The 18584-nt window shown below is 59.9% G+C and carries 20 protein-coding genes; 12 read left to right on the top strand and 8 right to left on the bottom strand.

Going from position 1 to position 18584, the window contains the following annotated elements; translation table 11 throughout:
- Positions 1-59: 59 nt before the first annotated feature.
- The 8 genes from bchZ to dxs all read left to right on the top strand — a co-directional run bounded on the left by bchZ (position 60) and on the right by dxs (position 7642).
- Positions 60-1535 carry a chlorophyllide a reductase subunit Z gene (bchZ, locus tag RD1_RS00490; RefSeq protein WP_011566466.1) on the top strand — a complete coding sequence of 492 codons (1476 nt, stop codon included), beginning with the start codon at positions 60-62 and terminating at the stop codon, positions 1533-1535.
- Complete coding sequence (gene pufQ, locus RD1_RS00485) at positions 1532-1786, top strand: cytochrome PufQ (protein WP_013984574.1); 255 nt, start codon at positions 1532-1534, stop codon at positions 1784-1786. The genes bchZ and pufQ overlap by 4 nt, the downstream gene beginning before the upstream one ends.
- Before the next feature lie 181 nt (positions 1787-1967).
- On the top strand, positions 1968-2120 hold the full coding sequence (gene pufB, locus RD1_RS00480; protein WP_011566464.1) for a light-harvesting antenna LH1, beta subunit: 153 nt from the start codon (positions 1968-1970) through the stop codon (positions 2118-2120).
- A gap of 12 nt (positions 2121-2132) precedes the next feature.
- Positions 2133-2291: a light-harvesting antenna LH1, alpha subunit gene (gene pufA / locus RD1_RS00475; protein ID WP_011566463.1), complete on the top strand. Its 159-nt coding sequence runs from the start codon at positions 2133-2135 to the stop codon at positions 2289-2291.
- A gap of 225 nt (positions 2292-2516) precedes the next feature.
- Entirely contained in the window at positions 2517-3368 is an 852-nt protein-coding gene (gene pufL / locus RD1_RS00470) for a photosynthetic reaction center subunit L (protein WP_011566461.1), read from the top strand.
- Position 3369: 1 nt separating this feature from the next.
- A complete protein-coding gene (gene pufM / locus RD1_RS00465; RefSeq protein ID WP_011566460.1) occupies positions 3370-4365 on the top strand; it encodes a photosynthetic reaction center subunit M in 996 nt (331 codons plus the stop codon).
- A gap of 2 nt (positions 4366-4367) precedes the next feature.
- On the top strand, positions 4368-5483 hold the full coding sequence (gene pufC / locus RD1_RS00460; protein WP_011566459.1) for a photosynthetic reaction center cytochrome PufC: 1116 nt from the start codon (positions 4368-4370) through the stop codon (positions 5481-5483).
- Positions 5484-5704: 221 nt separating this feature from the next.
- Positions 5705-7642: a 1-deoxy-D-xylulose-5-phosphate synthase gene (gene dxs, locus RD1_RS00455; protein ID WP_011566458.1), complete on the top strand. Its 1938-nt coding sequence runs from the start codon at positions 5705-5707 to the stop codon at positions 7640-7642.
- Here the strand turns inward: dxs and RD1_RS00450 are convergent.
- Genes RD1_RS00450 through RD1_RS00435 form a run of 4 tightly spaced genes read right to left on the bottom strand, consistent with a single transcriptional unit; the run spans position 7639 to position 10242 of the window.
- Positions 7639-8631, bottom strand: coding sequence for a P1 family peptidase (locus tag RD1_RS00450; protein ID WP_011566457.1), 993 nt, complete (start codon positions 8629-8631; stop codon positions 7639-7641). The two genes, dxs and RD1_RS00450, sit on opposite strands and share 4 nt — an antisense overlap.
- 1 nt (position 8632) lies before the next feature.
- A complete protein-coding gene (locus tag RD1_RS00445) occupies positions 8633-8983 on the bottom strand; it encodes a cupin domain-containing protein (protein WP_011566456.1) in 351 nt (116 codons plus the stop codon).
- Positions 8980-9726: an SDR family oxidoreductase gene (locus RD1_RS00440; RefSeq protein WP_011566455.1), complete on the bottom strand. Its 747-nt coding sequence runs from the start codon at positions 9724-9726 to the stop codon at positions 8980-8982. The genes RD1_RS00445 and RD1_RS00440 overlap by 4 nt, the downstream gene beginning before the upstream one ends.
- A gap of 15 nt (positions 9727-9741) precedes the next feature.
- Entirely contained in the window at positions 9742-10242 is a 501-nt protein-coding gene (locus RD1_RS00435) for a GNAT family N-acetyltransferase (RefSeq protein WP_011566454.1), read from the bottom strand.
- Positions 10243-10422: 180 nt separating this feature from the next.
- Here RD1_RS00435 and RD1_RS00430 point away from each other — a divergent pair, with 180 nt between their 5' ends.
- Entirely contained in the window at positions 10423-11553 is a 1131-nt protein-coding gene (locus tag RD1_RS00430; protein WP_011566453.1) for an acetoin utilization protein AcuC, read from the top strand.
- Positions 11554-11630: 77 nt separating this feature from the next.
- On the opposite strand, the gene RD1_RS00425 is transcribed toward RD1_RS00430, so the two are convergent.
- Both RD1_RS00425 and RD1_RS00420 read right to left on the bottom strand, forming a co-directional pair.
- Positions 11631-11840, bottom strand: a complete 210-nt coding sequence (locus tag RD1_RS00425; RefSeq protein ID WP_044032852.1) for a hypothetical protein — start codon at positions 11838-11840, stop codon at positions 11631-11633.
- A 212-nt stretch (positions 11841-12052) separates the two neighbouring features.
- Positions 12053-12727, bottom strand: coding sequence for a hypothetical protein (locus tag RD1_RS00420; RefSeq protein ID WP_245897157.1), 675 nt, complete (start codon positions 12725-12727; stop codon positions 12053-12055).
- Between the two features lie 332 nt (positions 12728-13059).
- On the opposite strand from RD1_RS00420, the gene panB reads away from it, so the two are divergent.
- Together panB and panC are read left to right on the top strand one after the other, a co-directional pair.
- Positions 13060-13899: a 3-methyl-2-oxobutanoate hydroxymethyltransferase gene (gene panB, locus RD1_RS00415; protein WP_011566450.1), complete on the top strand. Its 840-nt coding sequence runs from the start codon at positions 13060-13062 to the stop codon at positions 13897-13899.
- Positions 13896-14750, top strand: coding sequence for a pantoate--beta-alanine ligase (gene panC / locus RD1_RS00410; protein ID WP_011566449.1), 855 nt, complete (start codon positions 13896-13898; stop codon positions 14748-14750). Before panB ends, panC begins: the two co-directional genes overlap by 4 nt.
- Before the next feature lie 84 nt (positions 14751-14834).
- Here panC and RD1_RS00405 read toward each other — a convergent pair whose 3' ends face one another.
- Both RD1_RS00405 and RD1_RS00400 read right to left on the bottom strand, forming a co-directional pair.
- Positions 14835-16124: an acetylornithine deacetylase/succinyl-diaminopimelate desuccinylase family protein gene (locus RD1_RS00405; RefSeq protein WP_011566448.1), complete on the bottom strand. Its 1290-nt coding sequence runs from the start codon at positions 16122-16124 to the stop codon at positions 14835-14837.
- 37 nt (positions 16125-16161) lie between these two features.
- A complete protein-coding gene (locus RD1_RS00400) occupies positions 16162-17421 on the bottom strand; it encodes an aminotransferase class V-fold PLP-dependent enzyme (RefSeq protein ID WP_011566447.1) in 1260 nt (419 codons plus the stop codon).
- A gap of 236 nt (positions 17422-17657) precedes the next feature.
- Between RD1_RS00400 and RD1_RS00395 the strand changes: the two genes are divergently transcribed.
- Complete coding sequence (locus RD1_RS00395) at positions 17658-18578, top strand: YihY/virulence factor BrkB family protein (RefSeq protein ID WP_011566446.1); 921 nt, start codon at positions 17658-17660, stop codon at positions 18576-18578.
- Positions 18579-18584: the final 6 nt, after the last annotated feature.

Raw genomic sequence — 18584 nt, 5'->3', positions numbered from 1 at the left:
CGCGAGGCAGCGATGGTCGCAGACCAACGCGTTCGCGCCCCAGCAGAAGGGGGCGCGCCGTGTTAGTCACAGATCATGATCGCGCGGGCGGCTATTGGGGGGCGGTTTACGCTTTCTGCGCCGTCAAGGGATTGCAGGTCGTGATCGACGGCCCCGTGGGCTGCGAAAACCTGCCCGTCACATCCGTCTTGCACTACACCGATGCCTTGCCACCCCATGAGTTGCCCATCGTGGTAACCGGTCTGGGCGAAGGCGAAATGGGTTCGGGCACCGAAGAGAGCATGAAGCGCGCTTGGGACACACTTGACCCTGCGCTGCCAGCGGTGGTGGTCACCGGGTCGATTGCCGAGATGATCGGCGGCGGCGTGACACCACAAGGCACGAATATTCAGAGATTCCTGCCGCGCACCATTGATGAAGATCAATGGGAAGCGGCGGATCGGGCGATGACCTGGATCTTTACCGAGTTCGGTATGACCAAGGGTCGGATGCCGCCCGAGAAGAAACGCGGGGAAGGTGCGCGTCCTCGCGTTAATATCCTCGGTCCGATGTATGGCACGTTCAACATGCCATCCGATCTGGCCGAGATACGGCGACTGGTCGAAGGGATCGGTTGCGAGGTCAACATGGTGCTGCCCTTGGGCGCGCATGTGGCCGAGATGCGTAATCTGGTAAATGCGGATGTGAACATCTGCATGTACCGCGAGTTCGGGCGCGGGTTGAGCGAGCTTCTTGCCAAGCCGTATCTACAAGCCCCGATAGGGGTCGAGAGCACTACGAAATTCCTGCGCGCACTGGGGAATTTGGTGGGCCTCGACCCCGAACCTTTCATCACGCAAGAGAAGCATTCGACCATCAAACCGGTCTGGGATCTCTGGCGTTCCGTCACGCAGGATTTCTTTGCCACCGCCAGCTTTGGCATCGTGGCGAATGAGACCTATGCCCGTGGCATCCGACAGTTCCTTGAAAACGACCTTGGGTTTCCTTGCGCCTTTGCGGTCGCCCGCATTGCCGGCAAGAAGACCAACAACGAAGAAGTCCGCGCGATGATTGGCCAGAAAAAGCCATTGATCGTTCTGGGGTCGATCAACGAGAAAATGTATCTGGCCGAGCAAAAAGCGGGCTTTGGCCCGGCACCGGCCTTTATCCCGGCGAGCTTTCCCGGCGCGGCGATCCGCCGTCACACCGGCACGCCCTTCATGGGATACGCAGGCGCGACCTATCTGTTGCAGGAGATTTGCAACGGATTGTTCGACGCGCTGTTCCACATCCTGCCGCTTGGCACGGATATGGACGCAACGGATGCGACCCTCACACCGCTGCGGCGCGATTTCCCCTGGGATGAAGACGCGCAGGCGATGCTCGACAGGATTGTCGAAACGCATCCGATTTTAACACGAATTTCAGCTGCAAAATCATTGCGTGATGCAGCGGAGAAAGCGGCATTGGCCGCAGGCGACGAACGTGTGGTGCTGAGCACCGTGCGGGCGTTGGACCCGGCATCCGCCGGACCTGATTTGGAGGATCAGACATGAGCGATATGACATCAGACATGATGGACACCACCGTGCAAGCGCCCGCGCATTCGCGCGAGCATGTGAAGCGCAAGAATGGCGTCGAATTCAGCGTCTATTTCGCAATTATTTTCGTGGCGACCCTGCCGCTTGCGACCCTGACATGGGCCATGCATGCGATCAAGTCGCGCAGCTTCACCGACAAAGGCCCAATGGCCCGCGCGTGGAGCCAGGCCCGGATCATCACGCCGATGATCTTTTCGGCCTACTGAGCCTTAAGACCGGATTGCACGGCGAGCGTGCAATCTGACCCGAATTCTCGACCTGTGTGCGCCTGTCGAGTCCAGAGACTGGAACCCTGGGAACAGGTTTTCAGAGCCCGGAGGGGGGCAACTCCCAAAGGACCCGGCCGTGGGGTGCGCGGCGTCAGCATAACGTTCCGGAGGAATATTTATGGCTGATAATACCGACCTGTCCTTCACAGGTCTTACAGACGAACAGGCGCAAGAATTGCATTCTGTCTACATGAGCGGGCTTTTCCTGTTCGCGGCAGTTGCTGTGGTCGCTCACTTGGCGACTTACATCTGGCGTCCGTGGTTCGGTTAAGGAGAGAAAGATATGGCAAAGTTCTATAAGATCTGGCTGATCTTCGACCCCCGTCGCGTTTTCGTGGCGCAGGGCGTGTTTCTCTTCCTTTTGGCGGCGATGATCCACCTGGTGGTGCTCAGCAGCGGCCTGAACTGGTTCGAGGCGGCAGCCGCCGTCGGAGGTCAGTAATCTGGCGGCGCATCGCAAGATGCGCCACCGGAATACCGGCTTTCAGACTATCAATGCTGCGGGCGGTCTTGTGTATACGCTACACGCCCGCAGCGAACTCGTAACTTAATTTATCGACGGCCTCCGCCTTGGATGCATGTCGACAAAGCGGCCAATTGCGCATCTCGCGCAGCCCTTTGTCGGACCGGTTCGAAACAGGCGTGCCGCACACGCGGAGAATAGAAGATGGCGTTGCTCAGCTTCGAAAGAAAATATCGCGTCCGCGGAGGGACGCTGGTGGGAGGCGATTTGTTCGACTTCTGGGTGGGGCCTTTTTATGTTGGCTTCTTCGGAGTGACGACCGCCTTCTTTGCATTACTCGGGACGATCCTGATTTTTTGGGGCGCTTCCCAGCAGGGGACGTTCAATCCCTGGCTCATCAATATCGCACCCCCTGACCTGAGTTATGGTCTGGGCCTTGCACCGCTGCTTGAGGGCGGATTGTGGCAGATCATCACGATCTGTGCGACCGGCGCTTTCATCAGCTGGGCGCTGCGCGAGGTGGAGATTTGCCGCAAGCTCGGCATGGGCTATCACGTGCCCTTCGGCTTTGCCGCCGCGATCATCGCCTATATGACGCTGGTCATCTTCCGCCCGCTCCTGATGGGCGCATGGGGCCACGGATTTCCCTACGGGATCTTCAGCCACCTCGATTGGGTCAGCAACGTGGGCTATGCCTATCTGCACTTCCATTACAACCCGGCGCATATGCTGGCGGTGACGCTGTTCTTTACCACCACACTGGCGCTGGCGCTGCATGGTGGTCTGATCCTGTCCGCCTGTAACCCCGAAAAGGGCGAAGAGGCCAAGACGCCGGATCACGAAGACACGTTCTTTCGCGATTTCATCGGCTATTCGGTCGGCACTCTCGGCATTCACCGTCTGGGATACCTCCTGGCGATCAATGCAGGGCTGTGGTCGGCAATCTGTATCATCATCTCCGGCCCCGTCTGGACAGCAGGTTGGCCCGAGTGGTGGAACTGGTGGCTCGACATGCCGATCTGGGGTGAACCCATCGCAGTCATAGGAGGGATGTGAAATGATGTATCCTGAATATCAAAACATCTTCACGCAGGTGCAGGTCCGTGGCACGCCCGAAATGGGCATGGACGATGCCGGCAACAACATGATGGAAGAGCGGGTCGGCAAACCCTTCTTCAGCACACTGGCAGGCCTGTTCGGGAACGGTCAGATCGGACCCTACTATTTCGGCTGGACGTCGATCGTGGCCTTTGGCACCGGTATTGCGTGGTTCGTGATCGTGGGCTTCAACATGCTGGCGCAGGTCGGCTGGTCGATCCCGCAATTCATCCGGCAGCTCTTCTGGCTCGCACTTGAGCCGCCTTCGCCTGAGTACGGGCTGTCCATGCCACCGCTGAATGATGGTGGCTGGTATATCATCGCCAGTTTCTTCTTGCTGGTGTCGGTGATGACCTGGCTGCTGCGCGCATATCTGCTCGCCGAACAGCACAAGATGGGCAAACATATCTTCTGGGGCTTTGCGGCAGCGGTCTGGTTGTTCCTCGTGCTGGGTCTGTTCCGTCCGATCCTGATGGGGTCCTGGTCCGAGGCGGTGCCTTACGGTATCTTCCCGCACCTTGACTGGACGACAGCGTTTTCGATCCGCTACGGCAACCTCTACTACAACCCGTTCCACTGTCTTTCGATCGTGTTCCTTTATGGCTCTGTCCTGCTGTTCTGCATGCATGGCGGCACCATTCTGGCGGTGACCCGCTATGGCGGCGACCGCGAGTTGGAACAGATCTATGACCGTGGCACAGCCACTGAACGTGCGGCTTTGTTCTGGCGCTGGACCATGGGCTTTAACGCCACCATGGAAGGCATCCACCGCTGGGCGTGGTGGTTCGCGGTCCTGACCCCGATCACGGGCGGTATCGGCATCCTGCTCACCGGCACAGTGGTGGACAACTGGTTCATCTGGGCACAAGAGCACCATTTCGCGCCAATGTATGACGGATCATACGGCTACGAAGACTACGGCTCCTACGAAGCCTTTATCGGTAAGGAGAACTGATCATGTTTCCCAAGTGGTTTGACAAATGGAACGCGGATAACCCGACCAACATCTTCGGTCCGGCGATCCTGATCGGTGTCCTTGGGGTTGCTGTCTTTGGCGCCGCTGCCATCGTGAGCATCGGCAATCCTGCGCAAACGGCCAGTATGCAAACTGGCCCACGCGGGACGGGCATGCATGTGGCAGAATTCAATGTGACCCGGTTCGCGCCGGACCCCACGATTGAGGAGTATTACACCGAAGCGCCCTATATCCCCGAAGGCGGCGAAGAACTCGCCAAGGACATCTATGAGAATGTTCAGGTGCTGGGCGATCTGACGGATGACAATTTCAACCGTGTCATGACAGCCATGACACAGTGGATTGCGCCGGAAGAAGGCTGTGTCTACTGCCATGGTGAAGGGGATCTGGAAACCTACGGTGAGGACAACCTCTATACCAAGGTCGTGGCGCGGCGCATGATCCAGATGACCCAGAACATCAATGAAAACTGGGATGGTCACGTGAATGCCAACGCAGAGGTGGGTGTGAACTGCTACACCTGCCACCGCGGGGAACATGTGCCTTCGGAGATCTGGTTCAACATAACGCCGGTGACCGAAGCGACCGCCGGCTGGGCCTCGGTGCAAAACCGGGCCACCCCGCTGAGCCAGTCCACATCACTGCCGTCAAACGCGTTGGAAATCTATCTGACGGAATACGAAGCGGTGAATGTGCATGACCTTGAAAGCCGTGTGGCCGGTGTGCCCAACGACGTCGAAGTTGCGTCCATCCAGAAGACCGAGATGACGTTTTCGCTGATGAACTACTTTTCCAACAGCCTCGGGGTGAACTGCGTATTCTGTCACAACAGCCGCGCATTCTATGACCCTGGCCAGCATACCCCGCAATGGGCGACGGCGCTGCTGGGACGTCAGATGGTGATCGAGATGAATCAGGAATACCTGATCCCGCTCGAAGATGAATACCCCGAAGATCGCCTTGGACCGGTCTATGCAGATGCGCCCAAAGCGGCCTGCAAGACCTGCCACAAAGGCTATCAAAAACCGATGCAAGGCTTGAACGTCATTGCTGACTGGCCCGAACTCGCGACCACAGAGGCGCCAGTTTACGAATAGAAGGTTGGGCGGCCTTCGGGTCGCCCCCTTTTAGCCTCGCACGGACCATTGGCTTCCTTGGTCCGGGCACGGGGTCTCAACACCCCGGTTCCCTTCCTGTTGGCTACAGGAACCTGGGGTCGTAACGAGCTTGTTCTCGATGCGACCCCTTCTTTTTCCCCGGTGTGGGACGGAGGCTTTGGCAAGAGCCACCCGCGCCGAACACTCAGGAGAGGTGCGCTATGACCGATACAAAAACCCCAACACTGGACCGTGTCGCCGGACCTGCCGATTTACGCAGTATGAGCGATACCGAGTTGCGCAACGTCGCCGATGAACTGCGCGCCGAAGTTGTCGAAGCCGTGAGCCAGACCGGCGGGCATCTCGGGTCCAGCCTTGGCGTTGTGGAACTCAGCGTTGCGATCCACGCGGTGTTCGACACGCCGCGCGACAAACTGGTGTGGGATGTGGGGCATCAGTGCTACCCGCATAAAATCCTGACGGGTCGGCGCAAGCAGATGCCCACCCTGCGGCAGGGCGGGGGGATCAGCGGATTCACCAAACGCTCCGAATCCGAATATGATCCCTTTGGCGCGGCGCATTCCAGCACGTCGATTTCCGCCGCACTGGGGTTTACCATCAGCCGGGACATGGGCCAGCCGACCGGTGACGCAGTGGCCGTGATCGGGGATGGCTCGATCAGTGCAGGCATGGCCTATGAGGCGATGAACAACGCAGGCCATGAGGGGCGGCGCATGTTCGTGATCCTGAATGACAATGAAATGAGCATCGCGCCCCCTGTCGGTGCAATGTCGTCCTACCTTTCCAGCCTGTCCGAGCTGTCGCGCGCCGGACCCTTCGGGGGTCTTGTGGCCATTGCTGAAGGCATGGAGCAGCTTGCCCCGAAACCGGTGCGGGACGGGGCGCGGCGGGCGCGCGAACTGGTTACCGGACTTGAAAATCGCGGTACGTTCTTTGAAGAGCTCGGCTTTGACTACATCGGGCCGATTGATGGCCATGACATGGCCCAGTTGCTCAGCGTTCTGCGCGGGGCCAAGGCGCGCGCAACCGGCCCGGTTCTGATCCACTGCTGTACTGTCAAGGGCAAGGGCTATGCGCCCGCCGAAGGGTCAGCAGACAAATACCACGGGGTCAGCAAATTCGACGTGGGCACCGGGGTGCAGGCCAAGGCCAAGGCGAATGCGCCGTCCTACACCGCCGTGTTCGGTGACGCGCTGACCACGCTGGCCGAAGAGGATCCGTCCGTCGTCGCCGTGACGGCGGCGATGCCCTCGGGCACCGGGGTCGACCGGATGGCCAAACGGTTCCCGAACCGGGTGTTCGACGTCGGCATTGCCGAGCAACACGGTGTTACATTTGCCGCCGCGATGGCGGCGACGGGGCTGAAACCGTTCTGTGCAATTTACTCGACCTTTTTGCAGCGTGGCTATGATCAGATCGTGCATGATGTGGCCTTGCAGGGCCTGCCGGTGCGCTTTGCCATTGACCGGGCGGGTCTTGTCGGTGCAGACGGGGCAACCCATGCGGGGTCTTTCGACATCGGGTATCTCGGTGCCTTGCCGGGGATGGTGGTGATGGCCGCCGCAGATGAGGCAGAGCTTGTGCATATGGTCGCCACGGCGGGCGCGCACAACGATGGCCCGATTGCCTTTCGCTATCCGCGCGGCAATGGGACCGGCGTGCCGCTGCCTGAAACGGGCCGTGTTCTTGAAATCGGCAAAGGGCGCATGATCCGCGAAGGCGATGGCGAGGTTGCGATCCTGTCGCTTGGCACATTGCTGTCGGATTGCGAGGCGGCGGCCCGCATTCTTGAGGCAGAAGGGATCAATGCCACCATCGCGGATGCGCGTTTTGCCAAGCCGCTGGATATGGCGTTGATCGCGAACCTTGTTCAAACGCACAAGGCGCTTATCACTGTGGAACAGGGCGCGATGGCCGGGTTTGGCGCAATGGTGTTGCAATCCATGGCTGCCGAAGGCCTGCTGGATCTGGGCTGCAAGGTGCGCACCATGTGTCTGCCGGACCGCTTCATTGACCAGGCCGCCCCGGCGGAGATGTACCGTGATGCCGGTCTTGATACGATGGGCATCGTTGAACAGGTCACCCGCGTTCTGGGGCGGGACCTGAAGGTCGTCACCCTGAACGCAAAGCGGCGTTAGGAGATCGGCAGGTCGTGCCAGCTTGGTAGCAGATCACCCGGTTGCGGCGTTGCGGCGTAAACAGCGCGGGCAATCGCGCGCGTGAGGCACAGCGCTGCACCATGGCCGATCATGTCAAGGTCGGCCAAGGCTTTCCCGCCGGTCGATAGGGCGAAAACCAGATCACCATCCATGGGCGTATGGCTGGGCACAATCGCGCGCGCCATCCCATCATGCGCGGCGATCGCCATGCGCTGACACTGCGCCTTGTCGAGGGCCGCATCGGTGGCGACAATCGCGATTGTGGTGTTCGCGCCCGCGCCGGTGCCATGCAGCACTTTCGTCCGGACGGGTAAACCATGCCCCTTTGTCGGGTCCGGCCCCAGCCCTGCGAATTCGTTGCCCATTTCATAAGGCGCGGCAAAGAAATGGCGACTGCCGGGTGTCGTGACCGCTCCAAAGGGGTTCGCGGCGACCAGCGCCCCGACGGTAATGCCATTGTCCAACACGAGGGAAGATGAGCCGAGCCCCCCTTTCAGGGTGGCGGTGGTCGCGCCTGTCCCGGCCCCTGCTGTGCCGATCTCGAACGTATCGCTTGCGGTGTCCAGCGCGCGGCGGCCCAAAGCGGGGTAGGGGTTGGTGCTCCAGTCCTTGACCCCGCCATTGATCAGGTCGAACAGGATCGCGCCGGGCACGATCGGAACGATAGCGGACCCAACGGCAAACCCGCGACCCATGGCACGCAGCCCATCCACCACGCCCGTGCAGGCCTCAAGACCAAAGGCAGAGCCGCCGGACAGCACCAGCGCATCGACCGATGCGACCGATTTATCCGGGGCCAGCAGGTCCGTTTCGCGGGTGCCGGGCGCACCGCCCATCACATGCACGGACGCGGTGAACGGCGCATCAGCGGTCAGCACTGTTGCCCCTGATTTGAGCTTGTGATCCTGCGCATTGCCGACCCGCAGGCCAGCAACATCCGTGATCAGGTTGCGCGGGCCGGGCCGCATGTCAAATATGTGGCTTGGCGGCGGCGGTGGCCGGATCGCCGGTGTTCGGCTCCCCCTTGGGTTCGATCAGCAGCACGTGACACTCAGCCTCGGCACGGGGGCGATGCGTCACGCCCCTGGGGACAACGAAGAGTTCGCCCGCTTTGACCACATGGGATGCGTCCTCAAGATCCATGGTCATCTCGCCCTGCAACACCAGAAAGAAATCATCCGTGTCCGCATGCATGTGAAACGGAAATTCACCCTGAAACCGCACGACCATGACGTCGTTGTCGTTGTACTGCGCGACCACATGCGGGTCCCAATGAGAGGTGAACTGCCCCAGTTTTTCGGCCAGATTGATCGGTTTCATATGCAGCGGCCCCCGTCGACTTCCAAGGCAACGCCAGTGATCATCGTGGCCTCATCCGAGCAGAGATAACAGGCCGCATTGCCAAGGTCTTCAGGCGAAGAAAACCGCCCCAGAGGGATGGTGGACAGGAATTTTTCGCGCATCTCCGGTGTGTCTTCGCCCAGAAAGGTTTTCAGCAACGGCGTTTCTCCGGCGACCGGGTTCAGCGCGTTCACGCGGATGCCGTTGGGGGCAAGTTCGACTGCCATGGTTTTGGTCGCGGTGATCATCCAGCCCTTGGAAGCATTGTACCAATTCAGATTTGGTCGCGGCGACACGCCAGCGGTGGAGGCGACATTCAGGATAACCCCCTGCCCGCGCGCTTTCATACGCGGGACAAAGGCCCGGGCGGTCAGGTAGACCGCTTTGACGTTAACAGCCAGAACCCTGTCGAAATCGCTTTCGCTCACGTCTTCCATCGGGGCGGGCAAATGGGTGACGCCCGCATTGTTGATCAGGATATCAACATCCCCCCACACCTCTTGCGCAGCCTCGGCCATGGCGTCGACCGAAGCGCCATCTGACACATCGACCTTTTGTGCCACCGCGTTTTCACCCAGTTCAATTGCCATCTGCGCGGCGGCGTCGCCATTGATATCGGCGACCATCACGCGGCAGCCCTCTGCGATGAATCTACGCGCAATACCTGCGCCAAACCCGGATGCGCCCCCGGTGATAATGGCGGTTTTTCCAGAAAGTCGCATGAAATACTCCTCCAGCTACAACTGGTATTTCAGCACGATCCTGTCATGTCCATCGCTTTGTGGTGTCGCGGGGGCATCGCGGTGATGGGTAAACCCTTCGCGATGCCAGAATTTAAGCGCGCGGGGATTTGCTGCCAAAACCGCCAGCTTGAGCAGATTGATGCGCCGGTTGCGCGCCCGTGTCTTGATGTCTGAGACGACTTTGTGCCCAACCCCCTGTCCCCGAAACGCAGGGTCAAGCAACACCAGCCCGATCCACCAGTCATCGGGAAATTCATACCCTTCGGCGATGCAGATCATGCCCACCATCGCCGGGCCTTCCATGACCCCGAAATGCATCAGGCAATCCGGTCCGAGCCCCGGTGGCACAGCGGTAAAGAAATCACGTATATACGCGCCATCAGGGGCGTGCCCCACCTCAAGCGTGGCATAATCGGTGGCGCGCATGGCAAGATCCAGCGCATCCTCGCGGTGTTGTGTCTGCGTAATGGGACTCAGGATGATGTCATCCCGCATCGGACCCGCCTTTCTTGGCTGCCGGTTCTAAGGGGTGTGACGCAGCTTTGGCCGTCTTTGTCGCCGATTAACGTTTCAGTTTGGTAAACGATGGTTTTGCGCCCTTTTGGCCCGCGTTGTTTTGACCTGTACGCTGTTCGGGGGGCTTGCAGAGCCTGATTTGCGTGTTAGCTGAGGCGGATGAAAGCGCCGCGCCTGATCGGAGCCGAGATTTTTCGACACTCGAGCTATGGACGCTGGCACCCGTTGCGGGTGCCGCGTGTATCCACCGTGATGGATCTGTCGCGTGCCATGGGTTGGCTACCCCCCGCGCAGTTCATCACCGCACCCCGGGCCAAGCCCAAAGCGCTTCTGGCCTGGCACACGGCAGATTACATCGCCGCCTTGCAGCGGGTTGAGGCGACGCAGGAAGCAACTCCGCATGATACGCAGCGCCACGATATCGGCACGGTGACCAATCCCGTCTACCCTGAAATATTTCGACGACCTGCGACGGCGGCGGGGGGCTCACTGCTGGCGGGCGAATTGCTGCGCGAGGGGGGCATCATCTATAACCCGCCCGGGGGGACGCATCACGGGATGCCGGATCGGGCGAACGGGTTTTGCTATCTGAATGATCCGGTGCTCGCCATGCTGAGCCTGCGGCGCAATGGCGTGCAGCGCATTGCCTATGTGGATATCGACGCGCACCATTGTGACGGCGTTGCGGCCGGTTTTCATGGCGATCCGCAGTGTCTGATGATCTCGGTGCACGAAGAAGGGCTTTGGCCCAGAACCGGGCTGCTGGAGGATACAGCGGGAGGGGCAGGCCTGAACCTGCCGGTGCCGCGTGGCCTGAATGATACTGAAATGGCCTACATCCGAGACAGGTTGATCCTTCCGCAGGTTGAGGCGTTCAGACCGGATGCCGTGGTGCTGCTCTGCGGTGCGGATGGCGTCGAAGAAGACCCGTTGGCGCATCTGTGCCTGAGCAACAATGCGCATTGGGCCGTAACCAAGGCGCTGATGGGGATCGCGCCCCGCATGCTCGTGCTGGGCGGTGGCGGATACAATCCGTGGTCGGTTGGGCGACTGTGGACAGGGGTTTGGGCGACGCTCAACGGGCATGACATCCCCGACCGCCTGCCGCCCGAGGCGCAAGCCGTGTTGCGCGCATTGCGGTTTGAGGGCAACCGTCGCGGCAAGAACCCGCCCGAGCACTGGTTCACAACACTGCGTGATGCACCCCGACCCGGTCCGGTGAGATCGGACATCACCGACCGGGTGGCAGAGCTTTCGCGCAAGGCGGCCCGTTTGCGTCTGGACCATTGACGTCCAGTTGTCGCAGTTCAAAACGCGCCGCCGTATCGGACGGGCAGCAGGGGCGGGTTACATGTGTTTGACGCGCCTCAGACCGGCATGTTGTCGAACATATCGTCCAACGCTTCGTCCTTCAGCGTGTTGTTGATGCGGCGCAGACGCCCGCTCACAGGGGCACCGCGCATCGCGAGCGTGGTCAGAACGCGGTCAATCTGGGGCTGCAGCATCATGCGTTCGGCATGTGTCGCTTTTTCAGCCCGGTCAGCAAGTTTACTCGCCTGAATTTCAAGATCAGTCATCGCTCTCTCCCATTGCGCACTATCTCCACCCTTGCGGGCATCTGAGTCGTTAGCGTCTCGATTTACCGACTCGCTCATACTTTAGTCGTAATTGTATCACAGAAGACGACAGTATTCACGCCATAGTTGAGGAAATAACAGGCATTTTGCCGCGTTTGCTTGGTTTTTCACCAGTAAAACTGCGTGATGTTCAGTTCGGCAGCGGCTTTGCGTCAGAAATCAAAGCTGACGGCAATAAAGGGGCCTTCCATTGTCGCATCAATCAGAACCTGATCCTCGTCAAAATCCAGTGACAGATACCGGTAACCGGCAGACAGGCTGGTACGCTGCGTCCAGGGCCAGTTGACCTGTGCGATTGCCTCAACCTGACGGTCAGACCCAAAGTTGCTGCCGCCGATATTGGCCAAGCCGTGGAAATTGAAACCCTGACCCAAAGGTGTTTCGACACGCATACCGATCATCGGATCAACGAATGTGCTCGTTCTGGAGGCTGTCAGATTTGACACTTCGGTCGATGTTTCCAGATCCCAAGCCCGGATGCCGCCGATGGCTTCGATGCGCGTGTCAGCATTGTCATAGACAGCGTAGCCCGCAGCCAGCGATACCATTGTCCCTTTGAGACGCCATTCGGCACGCGGGTCCGTCGATGAAACGCCAAAGTTGTCAGACAGGTTGAGATAGTTGAACTCGCCCAGAAACGACCAGCGCCCCCGGCGCGCTTGCCCTTGCAGCAAGAGCGCCCCATCCAGAATACCCAGCATGGATACATCGCCACGGATCGGTGGATTGGGGCCCACATCAAGGTTCAGATCAAGCGCTGGCGCCCAAATGTAGGGTGTAATCGTATAGTCCCAGTCATCGGCCAAGCCGGGAGTCGAAAGGGCCATCGAAGCAGACATGCCGAGCAGCATGGCGCGACAGATTCCCCGCGCGCGACGCTTTTTTTCCGTGAACGATTTCGGCCAACCCGCCATTGGAATCAGGCCCCCATGTGTATGCTTGCAACTGACGGTAATCGAGCCGGGTACAAAATAAAGAACTTAAAATGGAAAATTGAAAGCACCCTGCCGTTCCTCGGGCGGGGTTTGCGCGTTATCAATCGCAACGCCTCTGAATGACAGCGCAAATATGCCTCACTCCGTGTTCTGTGCGCTGTTGTGCGTGGATTTCTGTCAAAACCCTTGGTATTGGAACAGCAAATGCAATCGGAGATGTGCGGATGAGTGCGACCGCCAGACAAACAGCCCCCATGCCTGTGGACATAAAGTCCCGCAAAGGCGGCGAACCTATCGTGAGTTTGACGGCTTACACCACCCCGATGGCGCAGATGATGGATGCGCATTGCGACATCGTTCTGGTTGGGGACAGCCTGGGAATGGTGTTGCATGGGCTGCCTTCGACGTTGGAAGTGACGATGGAGATGATGATCCTCCACGGTCGCGCGGTATCGCGTGGGTTGAGCCGTGCGATGATGGTGATCGACATGCCATTCGGCAGCTACGAACAAAGCCCCGAGCAAGCCTTTGAAAGTGCGGCGCGGCTCATGCGGGAAACCGGGGCTGGTGCGGTCAAGCTGGAAGGCGGGCAGCACATGGCGCAGACCATTGAGTTTCTGGTGCAACGTGGCATTCCCGTGATGGCGCATATCGGGCTGACCCCGCAGTCCATCAACACCTTGGGGGGCTACAAGGTGCAGGGGCGCGGCCCGCAGGCCGAGGTGTTGATGCAGGATGCCAAGGCCGTTGCAGCGGCGGGTGCTTTTTCGGTCGTGTTGGAAAAGACACCGCAGGGCTTGTCAGATGAAATCACGGCAAGCATCGACATTCCCACGATCGGGATTGGCGCATCGGCGGGATGTGACGGGCAAATTCTGGTGGTGGATGACATGCTGGGCCTTTTCACGGCCTTCAAGGCGAAATTCGTCAAACGCTATGCTGAACTTGGCGATCTGGGCGCGGCGGCGATTGCCGCTTATGCCGCTGATGTGCGGGCGCGCAGGTTTCCCGCCCCCGAACATGTCTTTGCCGACGCGGAACCCAAGGCTAATACCAAACGATGACTGTGCCTGTCTTGCGAACCTTGAGCGCGTTGCGCAGTGCGACGCGAGAGTGGCATTTGGCGGGCGAGACGATTGGCGTCGTGCCCACGATGGGTGCCTTGCACGACGGGCACCTCAGCCTCGTGGCTGCGGCCAAATCGGCATGCGACCGGGTGATCGTGACGATCTTTGTGAACCCCAAACAGTTCAACAAGGCCTCTGATCTTGCGAGCTACCCGCGCACCGAAGAAGATGATGCCCGCAAGCTGGCCCGATTTGATGTCGATGCGGTCTATGCGCCTGATGTCAGTCAGATTTACCCTGAGGGATTTTGCACGAATGTCTCTGTGGCGGGCATGACGGATGTGCTTTGCGGGGCGCACCGGCCCGGCCATTTCGATGGTGTTGCGACCGTTGTGACCAAGCTCTTTACCCAGACTTCTGCCGACAAGGCGTTCTTTGGGGAAAAGGATTTTCAGCAACTCATGGTTGTGCAGCGCATGGCGCGCGATCTGGATATACCGATTGAAGTTGTTGGCTGCCCGACCATCCGCGAAGAAGACGGCCTCGCCATGTCCTCGCGCAATCTGCTGTTGTCGGACCGCGCGCGCACCATGGCGCCGCGCATGCACGAGATCATGCAGGAGGCTGCCACGGCCTTGGGACAGGGTGCGCCCTTTGATGCGTTGCAAGCCACAGCACTCAGGCAGTTGACGGCAGCGGGTTTCACTGACGTGGATTATTTCGAACTGCGCTCCTGTGCTTCGCTGTCGCTTCTTGATCACGCATCCGTACCTGCGCGCCTCTTTGCAGCGGCTTGGCTTGCGGGGGTGCGGCTGATCGACAATATCGACGTGCCGGTGGCGCGCTAAAGCGCGATGCGAAAAGCCTCAATCACGCCAACGCTGCGTGAAATCAAAGATTTCAAAGCGTAACGTGATGTTTCAGATATACCGTCAGACGCTCTGGGCCTTGCCCGTCAACAGTGTGACCAGCGATTGCGCCATCACCTGCGCGCTGTCGATCATGTCATCGACGCCGACATATTCATCCGGCTTATGCGCAAGCTCCAGAATACCCGGCCCATAGGCGATACAGTTTTTCAGCTTGCCGATCCGGTCGATGTGTTTCTGATCATAGGTGCCGGGGGAGGCCACGTAGTCCGGGGGGTTGCCGATCACCTCTTCGATGGCCTGTGCCACAACGCGAACAATCGGCGCGTCCCGGTCGGTCATCGAGGGCAGCACAGAATTGATCTCGGTCAGCGTATATTCGAAATCCGGGCGTGTTTGTTTAAGGGTTTCAAGCAGGCCGGTGACTTCGGCACGGACCTGATCCAGCGGTTCTTCCAGCAGGAAACGGCGGTCAATCACGATGCGGCAACTGTCCGGTACGCAATGCGCGGGCAGCCCGTCAAAATCGGCATCCTGTTCGGCCTGTCCGCCATGGATCGAATTGATGTTCATCGTGGATTGCCGCGCGCCATCGGGCACAACGGGCATATCGGTGCGACGCAGGGCCATGGCGGGGAACAGCTTGTCTTCGAATTCAGACAGCACCGCACCCATATGGCGCACGGCACAATCGCCCAGGAAAGGCATGGAGCCATGCGCAATTTCACCATGGGTTTCGATCTCTGCCCACCAGCCGCCCCGGTGCCCAAGGCAGATGCGGTCCTTGTTCAAAGGTTCCGGGATGATCGCATGCTGCACACGCTGCGGGTCGAAATACCCCCGCTCTGCAAGATAGGCGACACCGCCATATCCACCCGATTCCTCATCCGCCGTGCCTGAAATTTCGATGGCACCGGCGTAATCGGGGTAGGTGTCGATGAAGGCTTCAACCGCGATGATCGACGCAGCAAGCCCCCCCTTCATGTCACAAGCACCGCGGCCATAAATCCGACCATCCTGCAGCGTGCCGGCAAAGGGGTCATGGGTCCAGCCCTGCCCCACCTCGACCACGTCGATATGGCTGTTAAAATGCACGCATTCACCCTGTGTGGCCCCATCATGCCGGGCTACAACGTTCCACCTTGGGTATGTGTCACTGTCGCCGGGTGTCCCCCTGGCGCGGATCATCTCGATGGCAAAGCCGCGCGCCTCAAGACGGGATGCGATCAACTGGCAGATTGTGTGATACTCACAGCCCGGCGGGTTCAGCGTCGGGATCCGGATCAGCGCCTGCGTGAGGGCGATCAGGTCGTCTCGTCTGTTTTCTATGGCTGCGGCGAGGTCTGGTTGCATGGCCTTAGTCTTGGCCGTGGCTGTTCAAATGGCAAGCCTACTTGGCCCGAGCAGCGATATCTTTCATGGCGGCCAGAAAGGCCGAGACCTCGGTGAGGGTGTTGTAATGGCACAGCGACACGCGCACCGCTGACGTCAGCCCCAGCGGCGAAAGGATATTGCCCGAATAGTGATCCGCCTTGCGAATATGCGTGCGGATGCCCTGCGCGTTCAGCTTTTCGACGATCTCAACTGCCGGGACGTGGTCGAGCGCAAAGCAGACAAGCCCCTCGCGCCTTGGATTGTCCGCTCCGCCAAGGATCGTCACCCCCGGCAGTTCCGCAAGGCCGGGCAGATTGCCGGTGCCGCGCAGCATCGCGTGGGTTAAAACCTGTTCATGGGCATGGATCGCGCCGCCTGCGGCCCTGATCCGCTGCTCCCGGTCGTCGCTGTCGGTATGCTGCGTGCCGAGCCATTCGAAATACTGCACCACATCGGAGAACGTCGCATAGGCCCCGGTGTCCCGCGTGCCCATTTCCCAAGAGGCGCGCGGCCCGTCGATCAGTTGTTCAAGCGGCAGGGCGGTCATGCGATCTGACACCCATGCCACGCCATAACCATGCCGGGAAAACACCTTGTAGGGTGAGATGACATAGCCATCAATGTCGTACCCGGCGATATCAATCCGCCCATGGCTGGCGTGCTGAATGCCGTCCACGATGATAAAGGCATCCGGGGCCACTGCGCGGATGGCTGCGCTGATCCCGGCGACATCATTTGCAATCCCGGTCACGGGAGAGGTGTGCAGGATGGTCGCGACCCTGACATCCGGGGTCATCAGCGCCGCATATGCCGCTGGTGTTACCGCCCCCGTCGCATCGTCATGCGGGACCGAGATATAGGGTTTGCCCGCCTGTTCCGCCCAATGCCTCGCAGCAGAGCGCGAGGCAGGATGCTCAACCGTGGACCCGATGATCGACCCCGCGCCGCTGCCCATCGCCGCCGTGCGGATCAGGCGAAAGGTCAGTTCGGTGCCGCTTTCCCCGACAAAGAACTGCCCCCCATGTGCGCTGAAAAACAGTGCCATATCGGATTTGGCGCGGTCGATGATCTTGACCAGCGCCTGCGCTGCCGGATTGTCCCGCCCCTGATTGTCGGGAATGGCCGCGAATTTCGCCGAGGTCTCAACCGCCGAATTGAGCGTCAGCGCGCCGCCAGCGTTTTCGAAAAAGACGCGCGGGCCCTGAAAGGGGCAGGCGTCCACATGGGCAAAACGGCTGCGGATGTCTTGCATCAGATCGGGGGCGAATTCAGGCATCTTGCGGTCCTTGCAGCGATATCTTTCGTGCCTGCTTGCGCGGCAAACGGGGTTTCGTCAAGCCGCCTTTGCCACGCTGAAACGTGCATCATGCGCCGACCGGCACGCCACGCTGCGAGACCCGCAAAGACAAAAGGCGCACTCCACGGTAGAATTCAGGGCATTTCCCCTTTAGGTTCTTGGGCGAGGTGCGTTGCCAGTCCTGATTGATGGCGACGCAGAGAGGAAAGAGAGACATGACATCACGGATTTCAATCGGTCTGCTGGGCAAAGCGCTTTTTGCTGCCTTCGGGCTGGTGGGCCGCAGCAATCTGGCGCTGATCGCGGCTGGCGTGGCGTTTTATTCGATGCTGTCCATTTTCCCGGCGCTGGCGGCCTTGATCGCCGTGCTGAGCCTGATTGCCGACCCCGAAGTGGTTGTCGTGCAACTGGCCGAACTTCAGGAACTCATGCCCGAAGACGTCTATGATATTCTCAATGCGCAAATCGTGGGGCTTGTCAGCACAAGCTCGGATACGCTGGGGTGGACCGGCCTTGTGTCGGTGATTGTCGCCCTGTGGTCTGCGCGCGCGGGCGTAGGTGCGATGATGCATGGGTTGAATGTGGTCTATGCCACCGACAGCCGGGGTACGTGGCGCCATTATCTGCGCGCGGTGTTGTTGACCGTCAGCCTGGTTGCTATCGGGATCATCGCGCTGCTGGCGCTGGTGGTCGCGCCGGTCATTCTGGCCTTTCTTGCCTTGGGCGGGTTCACATCCGTGATCATTGATCTTTTGCGTTGGGGTGTCGGGATCGCGGTGATCTTTGCGGGGATTGGGCTGCTCTATCGGTTCGGACCGAACCGACGCCCCGCGATTACCCGGTTTGTGACGCCGGGGTCGGTTTTCGCGGCAGTGTCATGGGCGGCCCTGTCCATCGCGTTTTCGTATTACGTGGCACATTTCGGCAATTACAACGAGGTCTATGGCTCCATCGGGGCGGTGATTGCGATGCTGGTCTGGCTCTGGATCAGCAGCTTTCTGGTGCTTTTCGGCGCTGCACTGAATGCCGAAATAGAGGCACGCACGGAGCCGAGCGATGCCAAACCGGTCGCCGATGACCCGCGCGAAGATCAAGAGGTCCCGACTGATGACGCGGAGCTTGCGCCCACCAGCTGAGCGCGC

It is taken from the genome of Roseobacter denitrificans OCh 114, assembly GCF_000014045.1.
GTDB lineage: Bacteria > Pseudomonadota > Alphaproteobacteria > Rhodobacterales > Rhodobacteraceae > Roseobacter > Roseobacter denitrificans.
Note: the sequence above shows the minus strand (reverse complement) of the source record. Positions and strands in the feature narration are given on the sequence as shown.

Excerpts from the sequence above, each read along its gene's own strand:
- pufQ (WP_013984574.1), top strand. The coding sequence starts at position 1,532 with ATGAGCGATATGACATCAGACATGATGGACACCACCGTGCAAGCGCCC.
- pufB (WP_011566464.1), top strand. The coding sequence starts at position 1,968 with ATGGCTGATAATACCGACCTGTCCTTCACAGGTCTTACAGACGAACAG.
- pufA (WP_011566463.1), top strand. The coding sequence starts at position 2,133 with ATGGCAAAGTTCTATAAGATCTGGCTGATCTTCGACCCCCGTCGCGTT.
- pufL (WP_011566461.1), top strand. The coding sequence starts at position 2,517 with ATGGCGTTGCTCAGCTTCGAAAGAAAATATCGCGTCCGCGGAGGGACG.
- pufM (WP_011566460.1), top strand. The coding sequence starts at position 3,370 with ATGATGTATCCTGAATATCAAAACATCTTCACGCAGGTGCAGGTCCGT.
- pufC (WP_011566459.1), top strand. The coding sequence starts at position 4,368 with ATGTTTCCCAAGTGGTTTGACAAATGGAACGCGGATAACCCGACCAAC.
- dxs (WP_011566458.1), top strand. The coding sequence starts at position 5,705 with ATGACCGATACAAAAACCCCAACACTGGACCGTGTCGCCGGACCTGCC.
- RD1_RS00450 (WP_011566457.1), bottom strand. The coding sequence starts at position 8,631 with ATGCGGCCCGGCCCGCGCAACCTGATCACGGATGTTGCTGGCCTGCGG.
- RD1_RS00445 (WP_011566456.1), bottom strand. The coding sequence starts at position 8,983 with ATGAAACCGATCAATCTGGCCGAAAAACTGGGGCAGTTCACCTCTCAT.
- RD1_RS00440 (WP_011566455.1), bottom strand. The coding sequence starts at position 9,726 with ATGCGACTTTCTGGAAAAACCGCCATTATCACCGGGGGCGCATCCGGG.
- RD1_RS00435 (WP_011566454.1), bottom strand. The coding sequence starts at position 10,242 with ATGCGGGATGACATCATCCTGAGTCCCATTACGCAGACACAACACCGC.
- RD1_RS00430 (WP_011566453.1), top strand. The coding sequence starts at position 10,423 with ATGAAAGCGCCGCGCCTGATCGGAGCCGAGATTTTTCGACACTCGAGC.
- RD1_RS00425 (WP_044032852.1), bottom strand. The coding sequence starts at position 11,840 with ATGACTGATCTTGAAATTCAGGCGAGTAAACTTGCTGACCGGGCTGAA.
- RD1_RS00420 (WP_245897157.1), bottom strand. The coding sequence starts at position 12,727 with ATGGCCCTTTCGACTCCCGGCTTGGCCGATGACTGGGACTATACGATT.
- panB (WP_011566450.1), top strand. The coding sequence starts at position 13,060 with ATGAGTGCGACCGCCAGACAAACAGCCCCCATGCCTGTGGACATAAAG.
- panC (WP_011566449.1), top strand. The coding sequence starts at position 13,896 with ATGACTGTGCCTGTCTTGCGAACCTTGAGCGCGTTGCGCAGTGCGACG.
- RD1_RS00405 (WP_011566448.1), bottom strand. The coding sequence starts at position 16,124 with ATGCAACCAGACCTCGCCGCAGCCATAGAAAACAGACGAGACGACCTG.
- RD1_RS00400 (WP_011566447.1), bottom strand. The coding sequence starts at position 17,421 with ATGCCTGAATTCGCCCCCGATCTGATGCAAGACATCCGCAGCCGTTTT.
- RD1_RS00395 (WP_011566446.1), top strand. The coding sequence starts at position 17,658 with ATGACATCACGGATTTCAATCGGTCTGCTGGGCAAAGCGCTTTTTGCT.